This is a genomic window from Rhodocista pekingensis, from assembly GCF_042665545.1.
Lineage (GTDB): Bacteria > Pseudomonadota > Alphaproteobacteria > Azospirillales > Azospirillaceae > Rhodocista > Rhodocista pekingensis.
This window is the reverse complement of record NZ_JBHTCM010000007.1, coordinates 1-17,447: the sequence shown is the minus strand read 5'-3', so window position 1 is coordinate 17,447 and position 17,447 is coordinate 1. Positions and strand designations below refer to the sequence as shown.

The 17,447-nt window shown below is 73.5% G+C and carries 13 protein-coding genes and 1 tRNA gene; 4 read left to right on the top strand and 10 right to left on the bottom strand.

From position 1 onward, the window contains the following. The first annotated feature begins 119 nt into the window (after positions 1–119). Positions 120–2,072 carry a sensor histidine kinase gene (locus tag ACFQPS_RS06195; RefSeq protein ID WP_377357376.1) on the top strand — a complete coding sequence of 651 codons (1,953 nt, stop codon included), beginning with the start codon at positions 120–122 and terminating at the stop codon, positions 2,070–2,072. A 33-nt stretch (positions 2,073–2,105) separates the two neighbouring features. On the opposite strand, the gene ACFQPS_RS06190 is transcribed toward ACFQPS_RS06195, so the two are convergent. The 4 genes from ACFQPS_RS06190 to ACFQPS_RS06175 all read right to left on the bottom strand — a co-directional run bounded on the left by ACFQPS_RS06190 (position 2,106) and on the right by ACFQPS_RS06175 (position 8,562). After that, positions 2,106–2,720: an ATP-dependent Clp protease proteolytic subunit gene (locus ACFQPS_RS06190; RefSeq protein ID WP_377357375.1), complete on the bottom strand. Its 615-nt coding sequence runs from the start codon at positions 2,718–2,720 to the stop codon at positions 2,106–2,108. 125 nt (positions 2,721–2,845) lie between these two features. Then, a complete protein-coding gene (locus ACFQPS_RS06185) occupies positions 2,846–6,223 on the bottom strand; it encodes an SIS domain-containing protein (RefSeq protein WP_377357373.1) in 3,378 nt (1,125 codons plus the stop codon). Positions 6,224–6,399: 176 nt separating this feature from the next. Then, entirely contained in the window at positions 6,400–7,314 is a 915-nt protein-coding gene (phhA, locus tag ACFQPS_RS06180; protein WP_377357370.1) for a phenylalanine 4-monooxygenase, read from the bottom strand. A 249-nt stretch (positions 7,315–7,563) separates the two neighbouring features. Then, positions 7,564–8,562, bottom strand: a complete 999-nt coding sequence (locus tag ACFQPS_RS06175; RefSeq protein WP_377357369.1) for an alpha/beta fold hydrolase — start codon at positions 8,560–8,562, stop codon at positions 7,564–7,566. 183 nt (positions 8,563–8,745) lie between these two features. On the opposite strand from ACFQPS_RS06175, the gene ACFQPS_RS06170 reads away from it, so the two are divergent. Further along, positions 8,746–9,918, top strand: coding sequence for a hypothetical protein (locus tag ACFQPS_RS06170; RefSeq protein ID WP_377357367.1), 1,173 nt, complete (start codon positions 8,746–8,748; stop codon positions 9,916–9,918). Positions 9,919–10,008: 90 nt separating this feature from the next. Here the strand turns inward: ACFQPS_RS06170 and ACFQPS_RS06165 are convergent, their stop codons facing one another. Then, positions 10,009–10,482 (bottom strand): Lrp/AsnC family transcriptional regulator, encoded by a 474-nt coding sequence (locus ACFQPS_RS06165; RefSeq protein ID WP_377357365.1) that lies wholly within the window; start codon positions 10,480–10,482, stop codon positions 10,009–10,011. Between the two features lie 297 nt (positions 10,483–10,779). Between ACFQPS_RS06165 and hppD the strand changes: the two genes are divergently transcribed. After that, entirely contained in the window at positions 10,780–11,913 is a 1,134-nt protein-coding gene (gene hppD, locus ACFQPS_RS06160) for a 4-hydroxyphenylpyruvate dioxygenase (protein ID WP_377357363.1), read from the top strand. 30 nt (positions 11,914–11,943) lie between these two features. Here hppD and ACFQPS_RS06155 read toward each other — a convergent pair whose 3' ends face one another. Further along, entirely contained in the window at positions 11,944–14,397 is a 2,454-nt protein-coding gene (locus ACFQPS_RS06155; protein ID WP_377357361.1) for an ATP-binding protein, read from the bottom strand. 267 nt (positions 14,398–14,664) lie between these two features. Here ACFQPS_RS06155 and ACFQPS_RS06150 point away from each other — a divergent pair. After that, positions 14,665–14,741 (top strand) — tRNA-Arg (locus ACFQPS_RS06150). Positions 14,742–14,919: 178 nt separating this feature from the next. On the opposite strand, the gene ACFQPS_RS06145 is transcribed toward ACFQPS_RS06150, so the two are convergent. The 4 genes from ACFQPS_RS06145 to ACFQPS_RS06130 are packed head-to-tail and all read right to left on the bottom strand — an operon-like array spanning position 14,920 to position 17,363. Beyond that, positions 14,920–15,912 (bottom strand): contractile injection system protein, VgrG/Pvc8 family, encoded by a 993-nt coding sequence (locus ACFQPS_RS06145; protein WP_377357359.1) that lies wholly within the window; start codon positions 15,910–15,912, stop codon positions 14,920–14,922. A gap of 4 nt (positions 15,913–15,916) precedes the next feature. Beyond that, on the bottom strand, positions 15,917–16,120 hold the full coding sequence (locus ACFQPS_RS06140; RefSeq protein ID WP_377357357.1) for a tail protein X: 204 nt from the start codon (positions 16,118–16,120) through the stop codon (positions 15,917–15,919). Then, on the bottom strand, positions 16,114–16,509 hold the full coding sequence (locus ACFQPS_RS06135) for a phage tail protein (protein WP_377357355.1): 396 nt from the start codon (positions 16,507–16,509) through the stop codon (positions 16,114–16,116). Before ACFQPS_RS06135 ends, ACFQPS_RS06140 begins: the two co-directional genes overlap by 7 nt. Positions 16,510–16,532: 23 nt before the next feature. Then, complete coding sequence (locus tag ACFQPS_RS06130) at positions 16,533–17,363, bottom strand: phage tail tape measure protein (protein ID WP_377357353.1); 831 nt, start codon at positions 17,361–17,363, stop codon at positions 16,533–16,535. Positions 17,364–17,447 lie beyond the last annotated feature (84 nt).

Genomic DNA, 17,447 nt, shown 5'->3' with positions numbered 1-17,447 from the left:
GCGCACAGGCGGTAAGCCAGAAGCTCCGACCGGCGCAGACGGGACTGCCTGCGGGTCTGCGGCGGGGCGCGACGTTGCCATGCCCGGCCGGGCGTGTTAGCGCTTACGGTCCTGTGGGGGTGGATTACGGTAAGATCATGCGGCTGGGGGCGCCCTGGGGCGGCAGAATCGGTCCCGACCGGATTCTGGCCCTGAGCATGCTCGCCTGTGCCCTGCTCGGCACGGCGCTGCTGTACGGCCACGCCATGCAGACGCTGGCGGACCGCCGGGCCCGTCTGGTCCAGGCTCTGGAGATCCGGGCCGTCGCGCTGGACGGGGTCCTCTCGGAGCGGCTGCGCCAGATGGAGACGCTGAGCCGCCGCGCCGCCCTGTTTCTGGCGCAGAACCCGCCGCCCGTGGCGGTGGCGCCGGGCTCCCCGCTCGACCGCTTCCTGGAAAGCAATCCGGAGGAGGCGGCGGACCGTCTGTTCTCGCTGGACCCGTCGCCCCGCACCATCGGCACCCTGCTGGCGCTGCCCACGGTGGCCGCCCGCCGCCGCACCGGGCTGTACCGGCCCGATCCCGTCGCCTGGCACCGGGAGGCGGCGATGGCGCTGACCCTGGCGCCGCTGGCCGACGCCATCCGCACCTCCCACCCGGACACGCTGCGGGTCTACTACGCCTCCGCCGCCGGGCTGGTGCATGTCGATCCCGGGGACACGGACGGGGCGACCGCCCTGCTGGACGGCTTCGCGGCGCAGGAGCCGTTCCGCCGCGCGACCCCCGAGGCGAACCCGCTGCGCCGGCCGTTCTGGACGGTGCTGGGCGACACGGGCGGAGGGCGGCTGGCCGCCGCCGTGGCGCCGGTGGACCAGGACGGCCTGTTCCTGGGCATCTATGCGCAGGAGGTGCCGCTGCCCGATCCGGGGGCCGCCCCGGCGCCGGGCACCGTGCTGGCGCTGCTGGACCGTGACGGGACCGTGCTGGCAGCCAACGCCGCCCCGGACCGGACGGCACCGGCCCCCGGCGAGCGGCTGCCCGGCGTGGCCGACCTGCCCGACGGGCCGGGCCTGAGCCGCAGCGGCGACAGTCTGGTGGCCGTGCAGACCCTGGGCACGGCCCCCTGGCGGCTGGTGCTGATTCTCCCGGTGGGCGGATTCCGGATGGCGGTGCTGACGGAGACGGTGCTGTCGCTGGGCACCGTGCTGGCCCTGTTGCTGGGGTCACTGCTGCTGGCCTACCGGCTGATGGAGCGCATCCTGCGCGAGCGCGAGCAGGCCGCCGCGGCCGAGCGCGCGGCCCGCGCGGAGGCGGAGAAGACGCTGGAGGAACTGCGCGCCGCGCATGACGAGCTGGATTTCCTGAACCGGGAGAAGACCCGCTTCTTCAGCCTGATCTCCCACGACCTGCGCGGCCCCTTCAACGCGCTGTTGGGCATGACCCAGGAACTGGCCGACCATGCCGGGCGGATGCCGGCCGAGGCGGTGGCCGACTTCGCCCGCTGCACCCACGAGTCGGCGCGCAAGGCGTTCGACATGCTGGAGAACCTGTTGCAGTGGTCGCGCGTGCAGATGTCGGGCAAGCCGTTCGCCCCGGCCGTGTTCGATCTGCGCGCCGTGGTCACGGACGCGATGGGCGACGTCGCCTCCATGGCCGCGGCGAAGCAGGTCGCCCTGCTGGACGCCGTGGGCGACCGCTGGGTCCTGGCCGACCGCACCATGGTGCTGGCGGTGCTGCGCAACCTGCTGGTCAACGCAGTGAAGTTCAGCCACCCCGCCGGTGTCGTCCATGTCACCTCCCGCGCCGAAGGCGACCGGGTGGAGGTCGCCGTCACCGACCACGGCATCGGCATGGAGCGGGCGCAGGTGGCGGAACTGCTGCGGGCCGGCAGCGGCGGCCAGGGCTCGCGGCCCGGCACCCGGGGGGAGCAGGGCACGGGCCTGGGCATGACGCTGGTGCGCGAGCTGGTGCTGCGCCATGGCGGCGACCTGCGGGTGGAAAGCGAGGTCGGGCGCGGCACGACGGTCAGCTTCACCGTGCCGCTGGCCGCCCCCCCGGAGGACCGCCGCCGCCCGGGACAGACACCCCCCTGACGGGAGCGGACCGCGAGGGGGTGCCCGGCCGGATCAGGGCGTCAGGTCGGTGACGATGTTGGAGCCGTTGGCGACGAGCTGGGCCGCGGTCTCGCGGTGGTCCACGCTGCCGCTGAAGCCGCCCTGTTCCTTCACCCGCTCGATCCAGGCGGCAGAGGCGCCGAGATCCACCAGCCGCTCGATCATCCGGCCCGTGGACTTGACCGTTACGGTACCGGAATAAAGCCCGCGGGGGGCATGGACCATGAAGCGGGCGTCGGCGCTGGCATAGCGGGGCTGACCGGCCAGGAACAGCCCGACGCACATGCTCTCGCAGCTCTCCCCGCCCTTGACGCGGGTGGCGATGCGCCGGCCCCGGCCGCGTTCGGCCAGCAGCCGGTCGATCATGGCATAGCCGGCACTGGTGTAGCCGCCGGGGCTGTTCAGTTCCAGCAGCAGCGGCCGGCCGGGGGGCAGCGCATCCATCACGGTTGCGAAACGATCCCCCAGTTCCGGGGTGATGATGCCGTCGATCCGGATCACCGTGGCCTGCCCGCCCTCCTGCACGCTGACCTTGGCGGTCGGCAGCGGCCTTTCGTCACCCCGCACGGGCGTGGCGGTGGCGGCGACGAAAACGAGCAACAGAGTGACCAGGATGGGCAGTCGCATGGCAATCTCCGGCATGGCAATGCCAGAGTGCCCGGATGGAGATTGCCCATTCGTTAACGACCCTCACCTTTCGCGGGGCGGAACGATCCCCCGGCAGGCTGGTTCCGCCCGGCCGGCCTACCCCGTCAGGGCTGGCGGAGCAGGTCGGCGGCGGGGCGGAACAGCAGGTCGCGCGGGCTGGCCGCGGCGATGAAGGCGGGGAAGTCGGTGCGCCCGGTGGCGTGGCTGGCCTCGCTGAAGGCGTCCAGCAGGTCCTCGTAGAGCTTGAGGTCCTTCAGCAGCGCCGTCTTCTGCTGCAAGGACGCCTGCGGCACCAGCTCGGCATGCAGCAGCACCAGCCCCGCCACCTCCCAGTCGGCCTCCTCGAACACCGGCACCAGCAGCAGGCTCTCCCGCCCGTGCGGTCCGCCCGACAGGATGGCGCGGCCCAAGCGCAGGGCGCGGCGCTTGCTGCCCGCCGCCGGCCGCGGCCGGTCGTAGCCGGACGGCACGGCCGAGCGGCCGGACTTGCGCATGGCCTGGAGGAGCGGCGCCCCGTCCGGCCCCTCCCCCGTCTGGCGGTAGAGGATGCCGCCCGGCACCGCCGTCACCAGCGGCGACAGCGCCGCCAGCATGCGGCGGTCGTGCTCGGCCAGCGCCGCCGGCGCCACCTCCAGCGCGGCCAGCGCCGCCAGCAGCACCGGCCCGATCTCCTTGCCCGGCCGGCTGATGCCCACGGTCACGGTCTTCGCCTGATGGCGGATCGTGTCGATCGGCCGGCTGGTCTCCTCGAAGGCGGCGCGCAGCAGCGCCTCCGCCCGCCCGGCCAGGGCCTCGCGCTCCGCGGCGCCGCGGGCAAGCTGGTGGAAACCGCGCAGCTTCGGCGCCAGCAGCGCCAGCCCGGCCGCCAGCCGCGGCGGCAGGGCGGCGTCCATCTCGCCGGCGGCGATGCGCTCCAGCTCCGTCTCCAGCCGGTCGGCCACGTCGTCCAGCCGCGCGTCGTCCCGGGCCGCACGCTCGTTCACCACCGAGGCCAGCTCGCGGAAGACATGGGAGCGGGCGTCGATGGCGCGGGCCGCGTGGAAGCCCCAGAGGTGCCCCGCCACGGTGGCCAGCACGAAGTCCAGCCCGGCCCCGGCGGAGGGCAGCCGCACCACCGCCTCGGCATAGGCGTCGAAGCAGGTTTCGCCCTTGGCGCAGAAGACGATCGGCTTGCCGCTGTGCGCCTTGAAGATGGCGACCTCCTTCGCCGTGTCCTGCGCGAGCTGCGCCGGCATGTCGTTGGCGATGACCAGCGTCAGCGGCTCGGTCGAGAGGTCGATGTGCTTCTTGTCCTCGGTGTAGTCCACCGGGATGGACTTGTAGCAGAGCTCCGACAGCTTGATCCGGATCTCCTCCGCCGCGATCTTGTTCGGGCCGTTGCCGACCACCGCCCAGTAGCGGTTGAAGGGCGCGTAGGCCTCGGCGCAGCGGGCGATCTCCGCCTCCTCATCCAGCACCTCCTGGATGCGGGCGGGCAGCGATTCCAGGCAGACCAGCTCGTCGTGGATCTGGCCCGGCGGCAGCGTGCCCAGCGCATCGGCAAGGCAGAGGGCCGTCAGCTTGCCGGCCGCGACCTGGCTGTAGAAGGCCTTCGTGCTGGCCACCGCCATCTCGATGTCGCGGCCGTCGCTGGTGAACAGGTGGCTGTCCGACTTGCGCACCAGCGGGCTGTTGCGCCGGTTGACGATGGCGTGGATCCAGGCGCCGGCGGCGCGGGCGAGATCGACCGTGCGGTTGGTGTCGGTCGTCGTGCCGCTCTGGCTGATGGCGACGACCAGCGCGTCCTCCAGCCCCGCCCCCTCCAGGTCGGCGGACAGCTCCGACGCCTTCGCACTCTCCACCTGGATGCCGCTGCCCGGCAGGGCCTGCCGGATCAGGTGCGCCACCCCCATGGCGGCGATGGCGGCGGTGCCCTGGCCGGTGACCCAGATGCGCCGCACCGCCGGCCGGTCGGGATCGGACAGGCGGCGGCGCAGCGCGGCCCAGGGGCTGCCCTCGCCCGTCTCGAAGGCGGCTTCGCGGCCGCCGCGGCGGTAGCGCCCGGCGAGCGTCTTGCGCACGCTGGCGGGGGCCTCGTGCACCTCCTTCTCGAAGAAGTGCTCGAAGCCGGCGCGGAAGATGTCGCGCGAGAAGATCTCGATGGGCTCGGCCTTCAGCGCGGCTGGCGCGCCGTCGTCGATGCCGCGGGCGGCGAGCGCCGGGTCGCCCGGCCGGGTCGAGAGCACGACGGCGAGGCCGCCGCGCTCCACCTGCGCCAGCGCCACCGAGGCGCGGGCGCGCGGCGCCAGCCCGTAATTCTCCGATGCCAGGATCAGCCCGTCCGGCCCCTCGGCCACGAACAGGCTCTGGCCGCTGCCCTTCTGGCCCAGATGCAGGCGCTCGGGGTCGTCCGGGTGCTGCACGACGATGGCCATGGAGCCTTCCAGCCGGCGCAGCGTCGCCAGCACCCGCTCCTCCACCGGGGCGTTGCCCTGGTGCAGCCGGAACAGCACCGGGATCACCTTGGCGTCCGTCGTCACCGGGGCGGCGATGGCGTGGCCGGCGGCCTCCACCAGCGTCTCCTTCAGGGCGCGGTAGTTGTCCACGTCGCCGTTCAGCACCGCCACCGCGTCGGCATCGGCGGAGAGGTCCGCGGCCGTCTCCCCGGCGAGGCTGCCGTTCAGCGGGTGGCAGTTGGTCAGGTTGATCGCCCCGTGCGAGGCCCAGCGGGTGTGCGCGATGGCGCTCAGCCCCTCGGCCTGGGCGGCGAGGCGCCAGAGCAGGGCGTCGCCGCGCACCCGGGCGCGCAGGCTGGCGCCGTTGTCGCCCAGCCGGCCGATGAGCTGCGCCACCTTGTAGGTGAAGCGCGCGGTCAGCCCGCCATCGGCCAGGGCGTGCAGGGCGATGCCGCCGTCATGGTCGCCGAACTCCCGTCCCGCCTCGCGCGCCGCGGCCTGCACGGCGCGCAGGTCGCGCAACGGGGCGGCCGGCGCCAGCCGCAGCAGCACGGCGATGCCGGCGCTGTCGCGGCCGCGCACCTCCAGCCGGTCCAGATTCTCCAGCGTCTGCCCGACGCCCCAGGCGACCAGATGCTGCGCCCGGTTCGCGGCGGCGGCGTCGGGCATCAGGGCGAGCGTGCGGTCGATGTTGGCGACCACCTCGGTGCCGAGCTGCCAGGCATAGTCGCGCAGCCGCTCCGCCACCCGTTCCACCGCCTCCTCGCGGGCGCGGGGGCCGGCGCGCAGGGCCGCCTCCAGCGCCTGCGCCCGCACCGCCGCCGCCTCCAGCCGGGCGCGGACCGCGGGACGGGTGGCGGCGGCCAGATGCGTGCCGAACGCCATCAGCGCGTCGAAGCGCCCGGCCAGCAGGTCGAGCGCCGCGTCGATCCCCGCCGGATCGTCGGGCGTGGCGGCGGCCAGCGCGTCCGCCGCGCGGTCCAGCCAGGACAGGTCCGGATCGGCGGTCCAGTGGCGGTTGGAAAGGAAGCCGGCGATGCCGCACATGACCTGGACCCCCGCGGGCTGGGCGTGGAACGGTGTGGGATTGTCGCCCCTTGATAGACCGCGGCCCGGCCGGGAGCAAAGGCCCGTAAGCGGAACCGTGCCGTGCGCGCGGCGACGGGTCCGTCCCGAAGGGGCGGACGCGGACGGGGTAGGACAGGCCGGCCCGGGGGGCGGCGCTACTCCGCCGCCGGGGCCCGCACCCGCTCCTGGGTGCCGCGGGTCAGCACGCGGTCGTCCGCCAGCACGGCGTCAGGAGGCAGGTCGGGCCGGTCCGCGACGCGGTCATAGACCGGCGCGAAGTCCACCGCCGTGGCATCGAAAAGCTGCTGGTAGCTGTCGATCACGAAATAGGTCTGCTGGTAGTCGTCGATGCGGTAGCGGGTCCGCATCACCCGCTCCAGATCGAAGCCGATACGGTTGGGGCTGGGGCTCTCCACCGCGAAGGGCGTCTCCCCGGCGGAGGAGAGGATGCCGGCGCCGTAGACCCGCAGCCCGTCCGCCCCGGCGATCAGCCCGAACTCCACCGTGTACCAGTAGAGCCGGGCCAGGTGTTCGATCCGGCCCAGCCGCAGGGCCCGCTGCCCGCCCTCGCCATAGGCCTGGAGATAGTCCGCGAAGATGGGATGCAGCAGCAGCGGCACATGGCCGAAGAAGTCGTGGAAGACGTCCGGCTCCTCCAGATAGTCCATCTCCTCCGGCCGGCGCAGCCAGGTGCTGACCGGGAAGCGCCGCGCCGCCAGATGGTCGAAGAAGGCGTCCTCCGGGATCAGGCCGGGCACCGCGACGAGGCGCCAGCCGGTCGCCGCCTGCAAGCGGTCGGAGGCGCGGCGGAAATCGGGGATGCCGTCCTCCGCCTCCAGCCGGGCGAGGCAGTCCATGAACTCCGGCGCGGCATAGCGGGGCAGCAGCCGCGACTGCCGCCGGTAGAGCGCCCGCCAGAGCGCGTGCTCCGCCGCCGTGTGGCGCTCCCAGCCCTGCTCGACGGTGAAGTCCCCGGCGATGGCGGAATAGTCGCCACGCAGTTCCTTCGCCGTCTTGCCGGAGCCGGCCGTCCGCCGCTTGAAGCCGTCGCCCGCGCTGCCGTCGCCCATGGCGTCCTCCCCTGTCCACCGCCCCGCGCCGCCGGTACTGGGTCGGTTTCCCGATGCAAGTACAGGGCAAGTCTATCGCGGACAGGGGGCCATTTCCTTGCGAACGGACCCGGTCACCTTCCCGGCCGGGCAAGATCGTGCCGGCCGGGGCCCCGTACCGGCAATGTCCTGCCGGGGAAAACGCTGCGCCGCGGCAGGACCTGCCCTTCCGCCCCAGCCGGTCAGCCCCCGCCGGTCAGCCCCTGCCGGTCAGGCGGACTGTCCGGCCCCCAGCAGGTCCCGCAGGATGGCGGGGTGGTGGTTGAAGATCAGGGAGAAATGCCCCTCCCCCGCCAGGAAGTGCGCCGTCGCCCCCGGGATGCGGGCGGCGAAGCGGCGGCCGGCCGCCACCGGCACCGTGGTGTCCGCCGTCCCGTGCCAGACCGCGACCCGGCCCCGGATCTCCTCCAGCGCGAAGCCCCAGGGGGCCGCATAGATGGCGGCGTCCGACAGGGGGCCGGCGATGCCGCTGCGCAGCGCCTCCCGCCAGCCGGCGACGATGCGGTCGCCCACGCCCGGCCCCAGCAGCCCCCGGTCGCTGGGCGGCAGGCCGGCGCGGGCGCGCAGCATGGTGGCGACGGCGAGCGGATCAGTGCGGCGCACGAGCTGCCGCGCCGCCGTCGCCGCCAGCCGCAGCGTCACCGGCCGGCGGCCCAGGCGCAGCAGGAAGCCGGCCGGGCTGCCGCCGGCCCAGCCCGTCTCCTTCCCCGGCCCGTCGTCCGTTCCATCCTCCGGCCCCTCACCCGGCCCGTCCGGCGGGGCGATGCCGCAGACGATGGCGGTGGCGGTCACCCGCTCCGCCAGGGCATGGGCGCAGACCGCGGCATAGGGCCCGCCGCCGGACATGCCCAGCACCGCCGCGCGGGCAAGGCCGAGATGGTCCAGCAGCGCCGCCACGTCCGCCGGCCAGTCCAGCAGGCGCCGGCCCGGCTGCGGCGCGGACAGGCCGTAGCCCGGCCGGTCCGGCGCGATCAGCCGGACATGGCGCAGCGGGATCAGGCCCGCCTCCAGCCGCGAGCTGGGATAGCCGTGGAAGTAGAGCAGCGGCGGCCCCGCCGGATCGCCGTATTCGGCATAGCCCAGCAGCCGCCCGTCCGGCAGCCGCAGCACCCCGTCGCGCCGCCCGGAACCCGGCCCGGCCGGACCCAGCGGGGCGGAGGCGGGGGGCGGCGGGGCGTGTGCCTGGGCGGGCGCGGGATCGGTGGGCATGGGCAGTCTCCGGTCAGGAGGGCCGGTGGACGGGCTCGGCCTCAGGATAACGCAGCCGCGCTGCGACCACGCCGCCGGACCGGGAAAAATCGCGCATAACCTGTGCAACCGTCCGTTATTGCACGCGTCGAGCGACACTGATATCTTTCAGTCATATGCCTTTTGGGGGGAATATATATGGTTATGAGATGTTCCGCTGTCGCTTTCCTGGCACTGGCGGCGCTCGCCGCCCCCGTCGCGGCGGCCGAAGCGCCGGCGAAGTCCTGCCCGCCGCCGGGCACGCATGTGGTCAGGATCGGGCTGGACGTCCAGAGCGACAGCGCCTTTCCCGGCATCCCGCAGAAGTTCGCCACCCGGGTGCGGGTGCTCGCCGCCCCGGCTGACGGTCCGCAGAGCGGCGCCGGTGCGGGGCCGACGCGCGGCGGACCTGTCCATGGCGTGCAGATCGACACCGGCTCGCGCGGGGTACTGCTGCCCATGGCCGCCCTGATGTCCGGCGGACAACTGGTGGAAGGGGTGGAGATCCTGGGCGACGGGTCGCTGAAATACACGTCCGACGACCTGATCCTGAAGGGCAAGCAGGCGCGCGTGACGCTGGAGATCGGCCTGACGGACCCGCCGGGTGGCGCGGCGACGGTGACGACCACGCCCATCGTCGTGCTGGCGGTGGAACAGACCTGTCCCAAGAACAAGCCCTGCACCCAGGGCTGGGACGGCGGCATGATGGGGATCGGCTTCGGCCGCGGCCCCGCCCCGGACCAGGTGCCGACGCCGGGCACCGAGAACGCCTACGCTCTGGACAACCCGCTGATCGCCGTGCAGGGGATGCAGGTCGGGGGCGCGCTGCAACCGGCCTACACGATCACGAAGACAGAACTGCTCCTCGGCCAGACGGAGGAAACCCTTCAGGGCTTCACCTTCGTGCCGCTGACCCGGCGGTCGCTGAACCCACCGGACTGGTGGAGCCCCCCGGCCTGCATCACCCTGGGCCAGGGGGCGGCGGCGAAGCAGTCCTGCGGGACCATGCTGCTGGATACCGGCATCACCACCATGATCGTGGGGCTGGCGGAGGCCGACCGCCCCGCCGTCCCGGACGGCACCGTGCTGACCGTCACCTCCCCCGGCCCGGCGGCTGCGGGGGCCGCCTTCAGCTACAGCTTCACCATCGGGGAACCGCCCCACGGTGCGCCCTACCACGCGCCGGTGGACCCGGCGCAGCCGATGTCGCCCGGTCAGGTCCGCTGGGGGCAGCCGCACGCGGACGGCGCCTTCGTCAATACCGGCATCCACCCGATCGCCGGCTACGACTACCACTATGACGCCGGCTGCGGCCAGTTGGGCTTCCGCCGGCACTGACGGGCGGCGGCACTGACGGGCGGCGGTACTGGCGGGCGGGAGGACGGGGCGAAGGGCGCGGAACGGGGGGCGCGGAACGGGTCCGCGCCCTCACGCCGGCGGCAGCGGCAGGGCGGTGGAGTGCTTGACCACGTCCAGCACGAAACTGGAGCGCACGTCCTTCACGCCGGGGATCTGCAACAGCCGCTTCATGCTGACCTCGGCATAGGCGTCCAGGTCCGGCACCACGACCTGGAGCAGATAATCCATGGTGCCGGTCATCACGAAGCAGGACACCACCTCCGGGATGCGCTCCACGGCGCGGCGGAAGACGGCGTCGCCCTCGGCGTTCTGGTCGATCTTCACCTCCACGAAGGCGACGACGCCCAGCCCCAGCCGGCGGCGGTCCAGGATCGCGGCGTAGCCCTGGATGTAGCCCGCCTCCTCCAGGTCGCGGACCCGGCGCAGGCAGGGGCTGGGCGACAGCCCCACCTGTTCCGCCAGATCCACGTTGGACAGGCGGCCGTTGCGCTGCAACGCCTCCAGGATGCGCAGATCTGCCGCATCGAGCGTGGATTTCCCCATGTTCTGCCGGCCTCCCTCCGGGTCGGGGCTGATTGTTGCGCGATCGTGCCCGGCGGCCGGGCGATTCGCAAGGAAATGCCCCCGGGAAGACCGTATCATGTGAAACGGTTGGCTTCCCGGATCGGCGATCCGGGGGGTGCGACCTGCCGTCACGCTGACCGCCCGGACGCTTCGCGGAACGCGGGCCGACAGGGCATGAGAAACAGGGCATGAGAAGCGGCGGACGGCTTTCCAGGGGGACACCCGAAGGAAACCCCCGAGGGGGAGAACCCCCGCGCAGGACCACCGGAGGAAACGATGACCATGGCGACCGCACGACGCGACGAGGCTGACAGGACGGACGGCGACCTCTGGGAGAACCCCATGGGCACCGACGGGTTCGAGTTCGTGGAGTTCGCGGCCGAGGACAAGGGCCCGCTGGACCGGCTGTTCGTGGCCATGGGCTTCACCCAGGTCGCCCGGCACCGGTCCAAGGATGTCGGCCTGTACCGCCAGGGGGACATCAACTTCATCCTGAACGGGGAGAAGACCGGCCGCGCCGCGGACTTCGCCCGCGCCCACGGCCCCGGCGCCTGCGCCATGGCCTTCCGCGTGCGCGACGCGGCGGCGGCCCTGCGCCGCGCGGTGGAGATGGGCGCCACCCCCGCCTCGCCCGAGGCCGGACCGATGGAGCTGAACCTCCCGGCCATCGAGGGGATCGGCGGCAGCCTGCTCTATCTGGTGGACCGCTATGACGGTCACCCGTCCGGCGCCCCCACCCTCTATGACATGGACTTCGTGCCCGTGGCCGGTGTGGAGCAGCGGCCCGCGGGCGCCGGGCTCCAGGTCATCGACCACCTGACGCACAATGTGCGCAAGGGCCGGATGGACCATTTCGCGGACTTCTACGGCCGCCTCTTCAACTTCCGCCAGATCCGCTACTTCGACATTACCGGCGAGTACACCGGCCTGACCAGCCGGGCCCTGACGGCGCCGTGCGGGCGCATCCGCATCCCGGTCAACGAGTCGAAGTCGGAGCCGGGCTCCGACCGGATGGACCAGATCCAGGAGTTCATCGAGCAGTACCGCGGCGAGGGCATCCAGCACGTTGCCCTGCTGACGCAGGACATCCTGAAGACCTGGGACGCGCTGAAGGAAGCGGGCGTGCGCTTCATGACGCCGCCGCCGGAGACCTATTACGAGATGCTGGAGGAACGGCTGCCCGGCCACGGCCAGCCGGTGGAGGAGCTGCGCCGCCGCGGCATCCTGCTGGACGGCAAGGACGGCAAGTACCTCTTGCAGATCTTCACCGAGACGGTGATCGGCCCGATCTTCTTCGAGATCATCCAGCGCAAGGGCGACGAGGGCTTCGGCGAGGGCAACTTCAAGGCCCTGTTCGAGAGCATGGAGCGCGACCAGATCCGCCGCGGCGTGCTGAAGGTGGCGGAGTAGGGCCGGGCCGGGTCCCGCCGGCGCGGCATCTCACGCGCGCGGCAGCAGCTCCTCCAGCACCCGGCGCAGCTCGCGCGGGCTGTAGGGCTTGTGCAGCAGGCGGTGGCCCCGCTCCGCCGCCTGCCGCAGCTCCGCCGCCCCCGTCTCCCCCGTCAGCACCAGGGCGGGGACGGGCCGGCCGGCGGCGGCCTGCACCTCCCGGATGGCATCGAAGCCGTTGGCCTCGCCGGGCAGGCGCAGATCGGTGATGACGAGATCGGGCACGATCCCGGCGACCGCCTTCGGCACGGCCGCCACGGCACCGGCGACCCGCACGGTCAGGCCCCAGCTCACCAGGAGCTGCTGCATCGCCAGCCGTTGCAGCGCGTCGTCCTCCACCACCAGCACAGTGCCGGCCAGCGCCGCCGCCTTCGTCGGCGTGGGCGGCAGGGTGCGCACGGCGCTGCGCGTGGCCGGCAGCTCGATCATGAAGACGGTGCCCCGGCCGGGGCGGGAGAAGAGGCGGATCGGGTGGCCCAGCATGCGCGCCGCCCGGCGCACGATGGCCAGGCCCAGCCCCAGCCCCTTGCTGCGGTCGCGCTCCGGGTTGCCGAGCTGCACGAACTCCTCGAACACGGTGTCCAGCCGGTCCTGCGGGATGCCGCGGCCGGTGTCCCAGACCTCCACCCGCACCCGGTCGCCGCGCGGCCGGCAGGCGACCAGGATGCCGCCTGCGGCGGTGTACTTGACCGCGTTGGACAGCACGTTGCGCAGCATCCGCTCCAGCAGCACCGCATCGGTCAGGGCGGCGGCGGAGCGGGTGCGCAGCCGCAGCCGCAGCCCCTTGGCCGTGGCCTGGGGCTTGGCCTCCGCCACCAGCCGGACCAGCAGCGGGGTCAGCTCCACCGGCGCGATGGCGGGCGAGACGGTGCCGGCGTCCAGGATGGAGATGTCCAGCAGCGCCCGCAGCAGCTCCTCGCCGGAGCCGAGCGCGACCGAGAGCTTGTGCGCCAGCTCACGCTGCTCGGGCCGGTCCAGCCGCTCGGTCAGCAGGTGCAGCAGCAGCCGCATGGCCTGGAAGGGCTGGCGCAGATCGTGGCTGGCGGCGGCCAGGAACTGCGACTTGGCGCGGTCGGCCTGTTCGGCGACCCGGCGCGCCTCGCGCAGCTCCTCCTCCGCCACCCGGCGGTCCTCGATGTCCACGCTGGTGCCGAACCAGGCGGCGATGCCGCCGCGGGCGCCGCGCAAGGGCAGCGCCCGGCAGAGGTGCCAGCGGCTGCCGCCGTCCGCCGTCCGCAGCCGGTACTCGACCTCGAACGGGCTGCCGTCGGCGACCGAGGCCCGCCAGCGGGCCACCACCCGGTCGCGGTCCGCGGGGTGGACGCAGTCGGCCCAGCGGTCGGCCGCGGCGGCACTGGCCGGGGTGCCGGTCCAGGCGCTCCAACGGGCGTTCACATAGGTGACCCGGCCCTGGCGGTCGGCCGTCCAGACCAGGGCCGGCACCATGTCGGCCATCTCGCGGAAGCGGTGCTCGTTGGCCCGCAGGGACCGCTCGGCCCGACGCATGGCCGTGATGTCGACGAAGGCGGCGATGCTGCCGCGGGGGCCGCCCGCCGGACCGGCCAGGGGCGCGACATTGCCCAGCAGGGTGCGCGCGCCGCCGCCGCGGGCGCGCAGTTCCAGCTCCACGTTGCGCTGCCCGCCCTCCGGGCAGTCGGCCTTGACCAGATGGGCGAGCAGGTCGGCAGGCGGGATGTCCGCGCCGCCCCGGCGCAGCCGCCGGACCTGGCGCAGCACCTCGGCCGGATCGGCGACGACGCCCTGGGATGCGTTCCCGGGCGCGTCCCGGGGCAGGCGCAGCAGGGATGCCGCGGTCCCGTTCATCCAGACCCGGTCGCCGCCGTCGCCGGCGATCCAGACGGCGGCGGGCACGGCCGCCATCAGCGCCGCCAGTTCCTGCGACAGGGTGCGCTCGCGGGCCGCGCTGTCCTGTGCCCTGCGGTGGTCGCGGGCCTGGGCGATGGCGGCACCGGCGCGGCGGCCCAGCTCCGCCGCCAGGGCCAGCGACTCGGTCCCGAAACGGGCGCGGCGGCGGTCACGCAGCAGGGTCAGCACGCCGAAGGTCTCGCCGCGGGCCTCCACCGGCACGGCCAGGGCGGAGGCCGTGCCCGGCACCGCCCCGGCCAGCCCCGGCCCGGTATCCGCAAGGCAGGGCGGCGGCCGCGTCCCGTCCGCCAGCGGCGCCAGGGCGGCCAGCGCATCGCCGGCGGCGACGGGCGCCGGCACCGGCCCCAGCGCGGCCAGGGCGTCGGCCCGGCGGTGCGCCACGGCGGCACGGCGCCGCCCCCCGCCCGGTTCCAGCAGGTCCAGGACGGCGCCGTCGGCAAGGTCGGGAACGGCCAGCCCGGCCACGGCCCGGATCGTCTCCTCGGGATCGAGGCACGCATCCAGGCGACGCCCGGCGGCGGAGAGAAAGTCGAGCAGGCTCGACGGAGTACACCTCACATCGGTCTCCACGGGGACGCGGAAACGAGTACCCTAGATGGCACGGCGCTTCTCCCGTCTCCAGTATCCGTCCGGCAAGCCCTCCTCCCCAATAAGGATTACCGCACACCTTCCGCGCCGCCCCGGCCGGGGCAGGATGGCGGTGCGGGGAGCCGCCCCTGGGCACCTGCGGAAATCCGCATCGGAGTGTTTGCATGGGCCGGAACGATGCGCTATGGTCCGCGCCACAGCGACGGCCGGCACCCCGGCCGCCCCGCCCCGTGGCATGGACCCGTAGCTCAGCTGGATAGAGCGCTGCCCTCCGAAGGCAGAGGTCGTGAGTTCGAATCTCGCCGGGTCCGCCAGCTTTTCAAGCACTTAGCAGACACTCCCAAATCTGACGGATTACCCGCGGAATCGCTGTGGAAGCAGCTGGTCCGTTGAGCCGGGGGCATTTTCCACGGCCGAATGCTCCTGTAGCGGCGCGCCTGATTTGGAACTGCGCGGCGGCTTGTTTGATACACTTCACTGCTGCCCTCGGCATCAGACATCCCCCACCCCTTCCGCCTCGATCTCCGTCGTGAAGCCCGCTCCCGAGAGGGTGTGGGTGGCCTTGGTGATGGTCCAGGTTCCGTCGGCCGCCGCGTCCAGCCCGGACACGGTCAGCCGGACTTCCGCAGCCAGGGTCAGATCGGCCGGACAGGTGAGACGCAGCCGGGCGGTCCCGCGGGACAGGGCTGCCAGCTTGGCGGCGGCGGCGCGGCGCGCGGCGTCCTCGGTCGGGAAGGCGTGCGGCAGCGTCAATGTCGGCTCGTCGCCGCCGACCGTCACGGAGCGTCGCTCGGCCGTGGACGGATCATGCCAATGGGCGGTGACGGCGCCGTACCGCCCGCGGTCCGAGAGCGTCGCGGTCCATGAGGTGATGCCGTCCTCGGGCGACAGAGAGGCCGGAGGCAGCGACCGGCCGGAAACCGTCTTCGCCTCGCCTCGCGGCACGAAGACCAGCCGGCCGTTGGCGGGCTTGGCGACGGCGTCATGGTCCCGGGCCAGCCGGGTCAGCAGCGCCATGTCGCTTTCGGCCGTCTGGTCGAGATGGGGGACGGGAATGGACGCCAGCCCGGGCGCCACCGCCGGCACCAGGCCATGGCTGCCCGCCACCGACCGCACCAGGTCGCCCAGCGTGGTGTCGTGCCAGGAGCGCGTCCGGGGCGCCTTGTAGCTGGCCCGGACATCGGCCGCCTTGGCCGCGATGGTCAGGGTCCGGACCGGACCGCTGCTGCGGACCTCGTCCACCGTGAAGAGACCCATGGGCGTCAGGCCCTGACCGGCCCAGCCCAAGGAGAGCGACAGTTCCGCGCCCGTGCGCGGCAGGGCCAGGGCGCCGTCGCGGTTGTCCAGCTCCACCTCCAGCGTGTCGCTGGCGATGCCGGCCTCGTCGGTGAGGGTCAGACGCAGCAGCCGGTCGCGCATCCGTGCCGTGATGTCGGCGCCGTCCGCCAGTAGGCGCCAGTCGGGAACCATGGCATAGCGGGGCATCGCGTCAGTCCCACAGCCGCAGACGGGCGGTCGCCGGCGGCGGCGGCAGGTCGGGCAACTCGACGATCCTGCCCGCCGGCAGGGTAGCCCCCGCCGCGGCAAGGCCGGGATTGGCCGCCAGCACCTCCGGCACCACGTCCACACGGCCGTAATGGCGCAGGCAGACCGCGTCCAGCACGTCGCCCGCCGATGTCCGGTACCTCACCATGAATCCTCCCCGTAGGCGGCCAGTTCCACCTGGAACTCGACCTTCAGCGGGGCGCCGTTGGCCAGGAGCGCCGACTGTGTCTCGCGCACGGCCAGCACGACCCAGGCGCCCCAGACGCGGCCGTAGCCGTCCACCAGATCCAGCGGCTCGCCCCGGCCCGCCTCCTGGCGCAGCCGGTCGAGCTGCCGGAGACCGCCGCGGTAGTGCGGATAGATGACGCCCGACAGCGTGATGCCGTCCTCGCCCGGCCCGAGGAACTGGCGCGCCGGCAGCCGCCCCAGACGGTCCTGCGCCGCCCACCGATAGGCGGTCGCGCGCTCCAGCGTCTGATAGGCCGCGGTCCCGATGCCGAAGCGGTACGTGCCCAGCCCCATCATGATTTCCGCCATCAGCGTCCTCCGGTTCCCCTGCGTCAGTCGTGCAGCGCGGCGCGCCGGCGCCGGTCCAGTTCGCCCACCACCAGATCGGCGACGCGCCGCGGGTCCTCCACCCCGTGGACGTGGATGTGGATTTCCTCCCGATGCTCGATCCGGCCGGCGGAAGCAGGAGCGGCGGCGGCCCTGCCGGGCGCGGGGGTGGCGGGCAGCGCGGCGACCTGCTGCCGGGGGGCCGCATCGGACGGCGCAGACGGGGCGGGATTGGCCACCGCCGCCCCGATCCGGGGCGCGACATCGGCGCTTCCCTCCGGCGTATCGCCGCCGGACAGCCAGCGCCCGACGGCGGCCGCGGCGTCCCCGACCCAGGCGAGCTTCTCCGCGACCCAGGCCATGAACCGGCCGGCCCTGGCTTCTACCCCGTCCCAGAAAGCTCCCAGCCAGCCGGCGACGGGCTCCCACGCGGCGACTACGAGGCCCATGGGCGACCAGGACAGGGCCGCCCCCATCCCCTCCCACAGGGACGCGATGCCGGCCCGGATGCCACCCCAGAGACGCCCGAAGAAAGGCCCCACCCGCTCCCAGTTGGCGATGACCAGCCCCGCGGCCAGGGCGATGCCGCCGACGATCAGCCCGATGGGGTTGGTCATGAAGGCCACCGTCAAGGCCCGCAGGCCGCCCAGGACCGCGGGGATTGCGGTCCGGGCGGCGGACAGCAGCGCGCCGCCGACCGCGGCGACCCCGCTGACGATGGCTCCACCGGCCATGCGGGCGCCGGTGGCCAGCAGTGCCGCCCCCAGCCGGACATGGGCCAATACAGCGGCCCCTGCCGCCTTGGCGTGCGCCCACAGTCCGACTGTGGCGCGCATCCCTGCGGCGGCCATGCCGACCAAGAGCGCCTAACAGAACCATCTCTGGACGAATTTCCAGCAGATGAGGCTGGCGGCGATGCG

Excerpts from the sequence above, each read along its gene's own strand:
- phhA (WP_377357370.1), bottom strand. The coding sequence starts at position 7,314 with ATGGGCGACGGCAGCGCGGGCGACGGCTTCAAGCGGCGGACGGCCGGC.
- ACFQPS_RS06145 (WP_377357359.1), bottom strand. The coding sequence starts at position 15,912 with ATGCCCCGCTATGCCATGGTTCCCGACTGGCGCCTACTGGCGGACGGC.
- ACFQPS_RS06175 (WP_377357369.1), bottom strand. The coding sequence starts at position 8,562 with ATGCCCACCGATCCCGCGCCCGCCCAGGCACACGCCCCGCCGCCCCCC.
- ACFQPS_RS06170 (WP_377357367.1), top strand. The coding sequence starts at position 8,746 with ATGAGATGTTCCGCTGTCGCTTTCCTGGCACTGGCGGCGCTCGCCGCC.
- ACFQPS_RS06165 (WP_377357365.1), bottom strand. The coding sequence starts at position 10,482 with ATGGGGAAATCCACGCTCGATGCGGCAGATCTGCGCATCCTGGAGGCG.
- ACFQPS_RS06190 (WP_377357375.1), bottom strand. The coding sequence starts at position 2,720 with ATGCGACTGCCCATCCTGGTCACTCTGTTGCTCGTTTTCGTCGCCGCC.
- ACFQPS_RS06135 (WP_377357355.1), bottom strand. The coding sequence starts at position 16,509 with ATGGCGGAAATCATGATGGGGCTGGGCACGTACCGCTTCGGCATCGGG.
- ACFQPS_RS06185 (WP_377357373.1), bottom strand. The coding sequence starts at position 6,223 with ATGTGCGGCATCGCCGGCTTCCTTTCCAACCGCCACTGGACCGCCGAT.
- hppD (WP_377357363.1), top strand. The coding sequence starts at position 10,780 with ATGACCATGGCGACCGCACGACGCGACGAGGCTGACAGGACGGACGGC.
- ACFQPS_RS06140 (WP_377357357.1), bottom strand. The coding sequence starts at position 16,120 with ATGGTGAGGTACCGGACATCGGCGGGCGACGTGCTGGACGCGGTCTGC.
- ACFQPS_RS06130 (WP_377357353.1), bottom strand. The coding sequence starts at position 17,363 with ATGCGCGCCACAGTCGGACTGTGGGCGCACGCCAAGGCGGCAGGGGCC.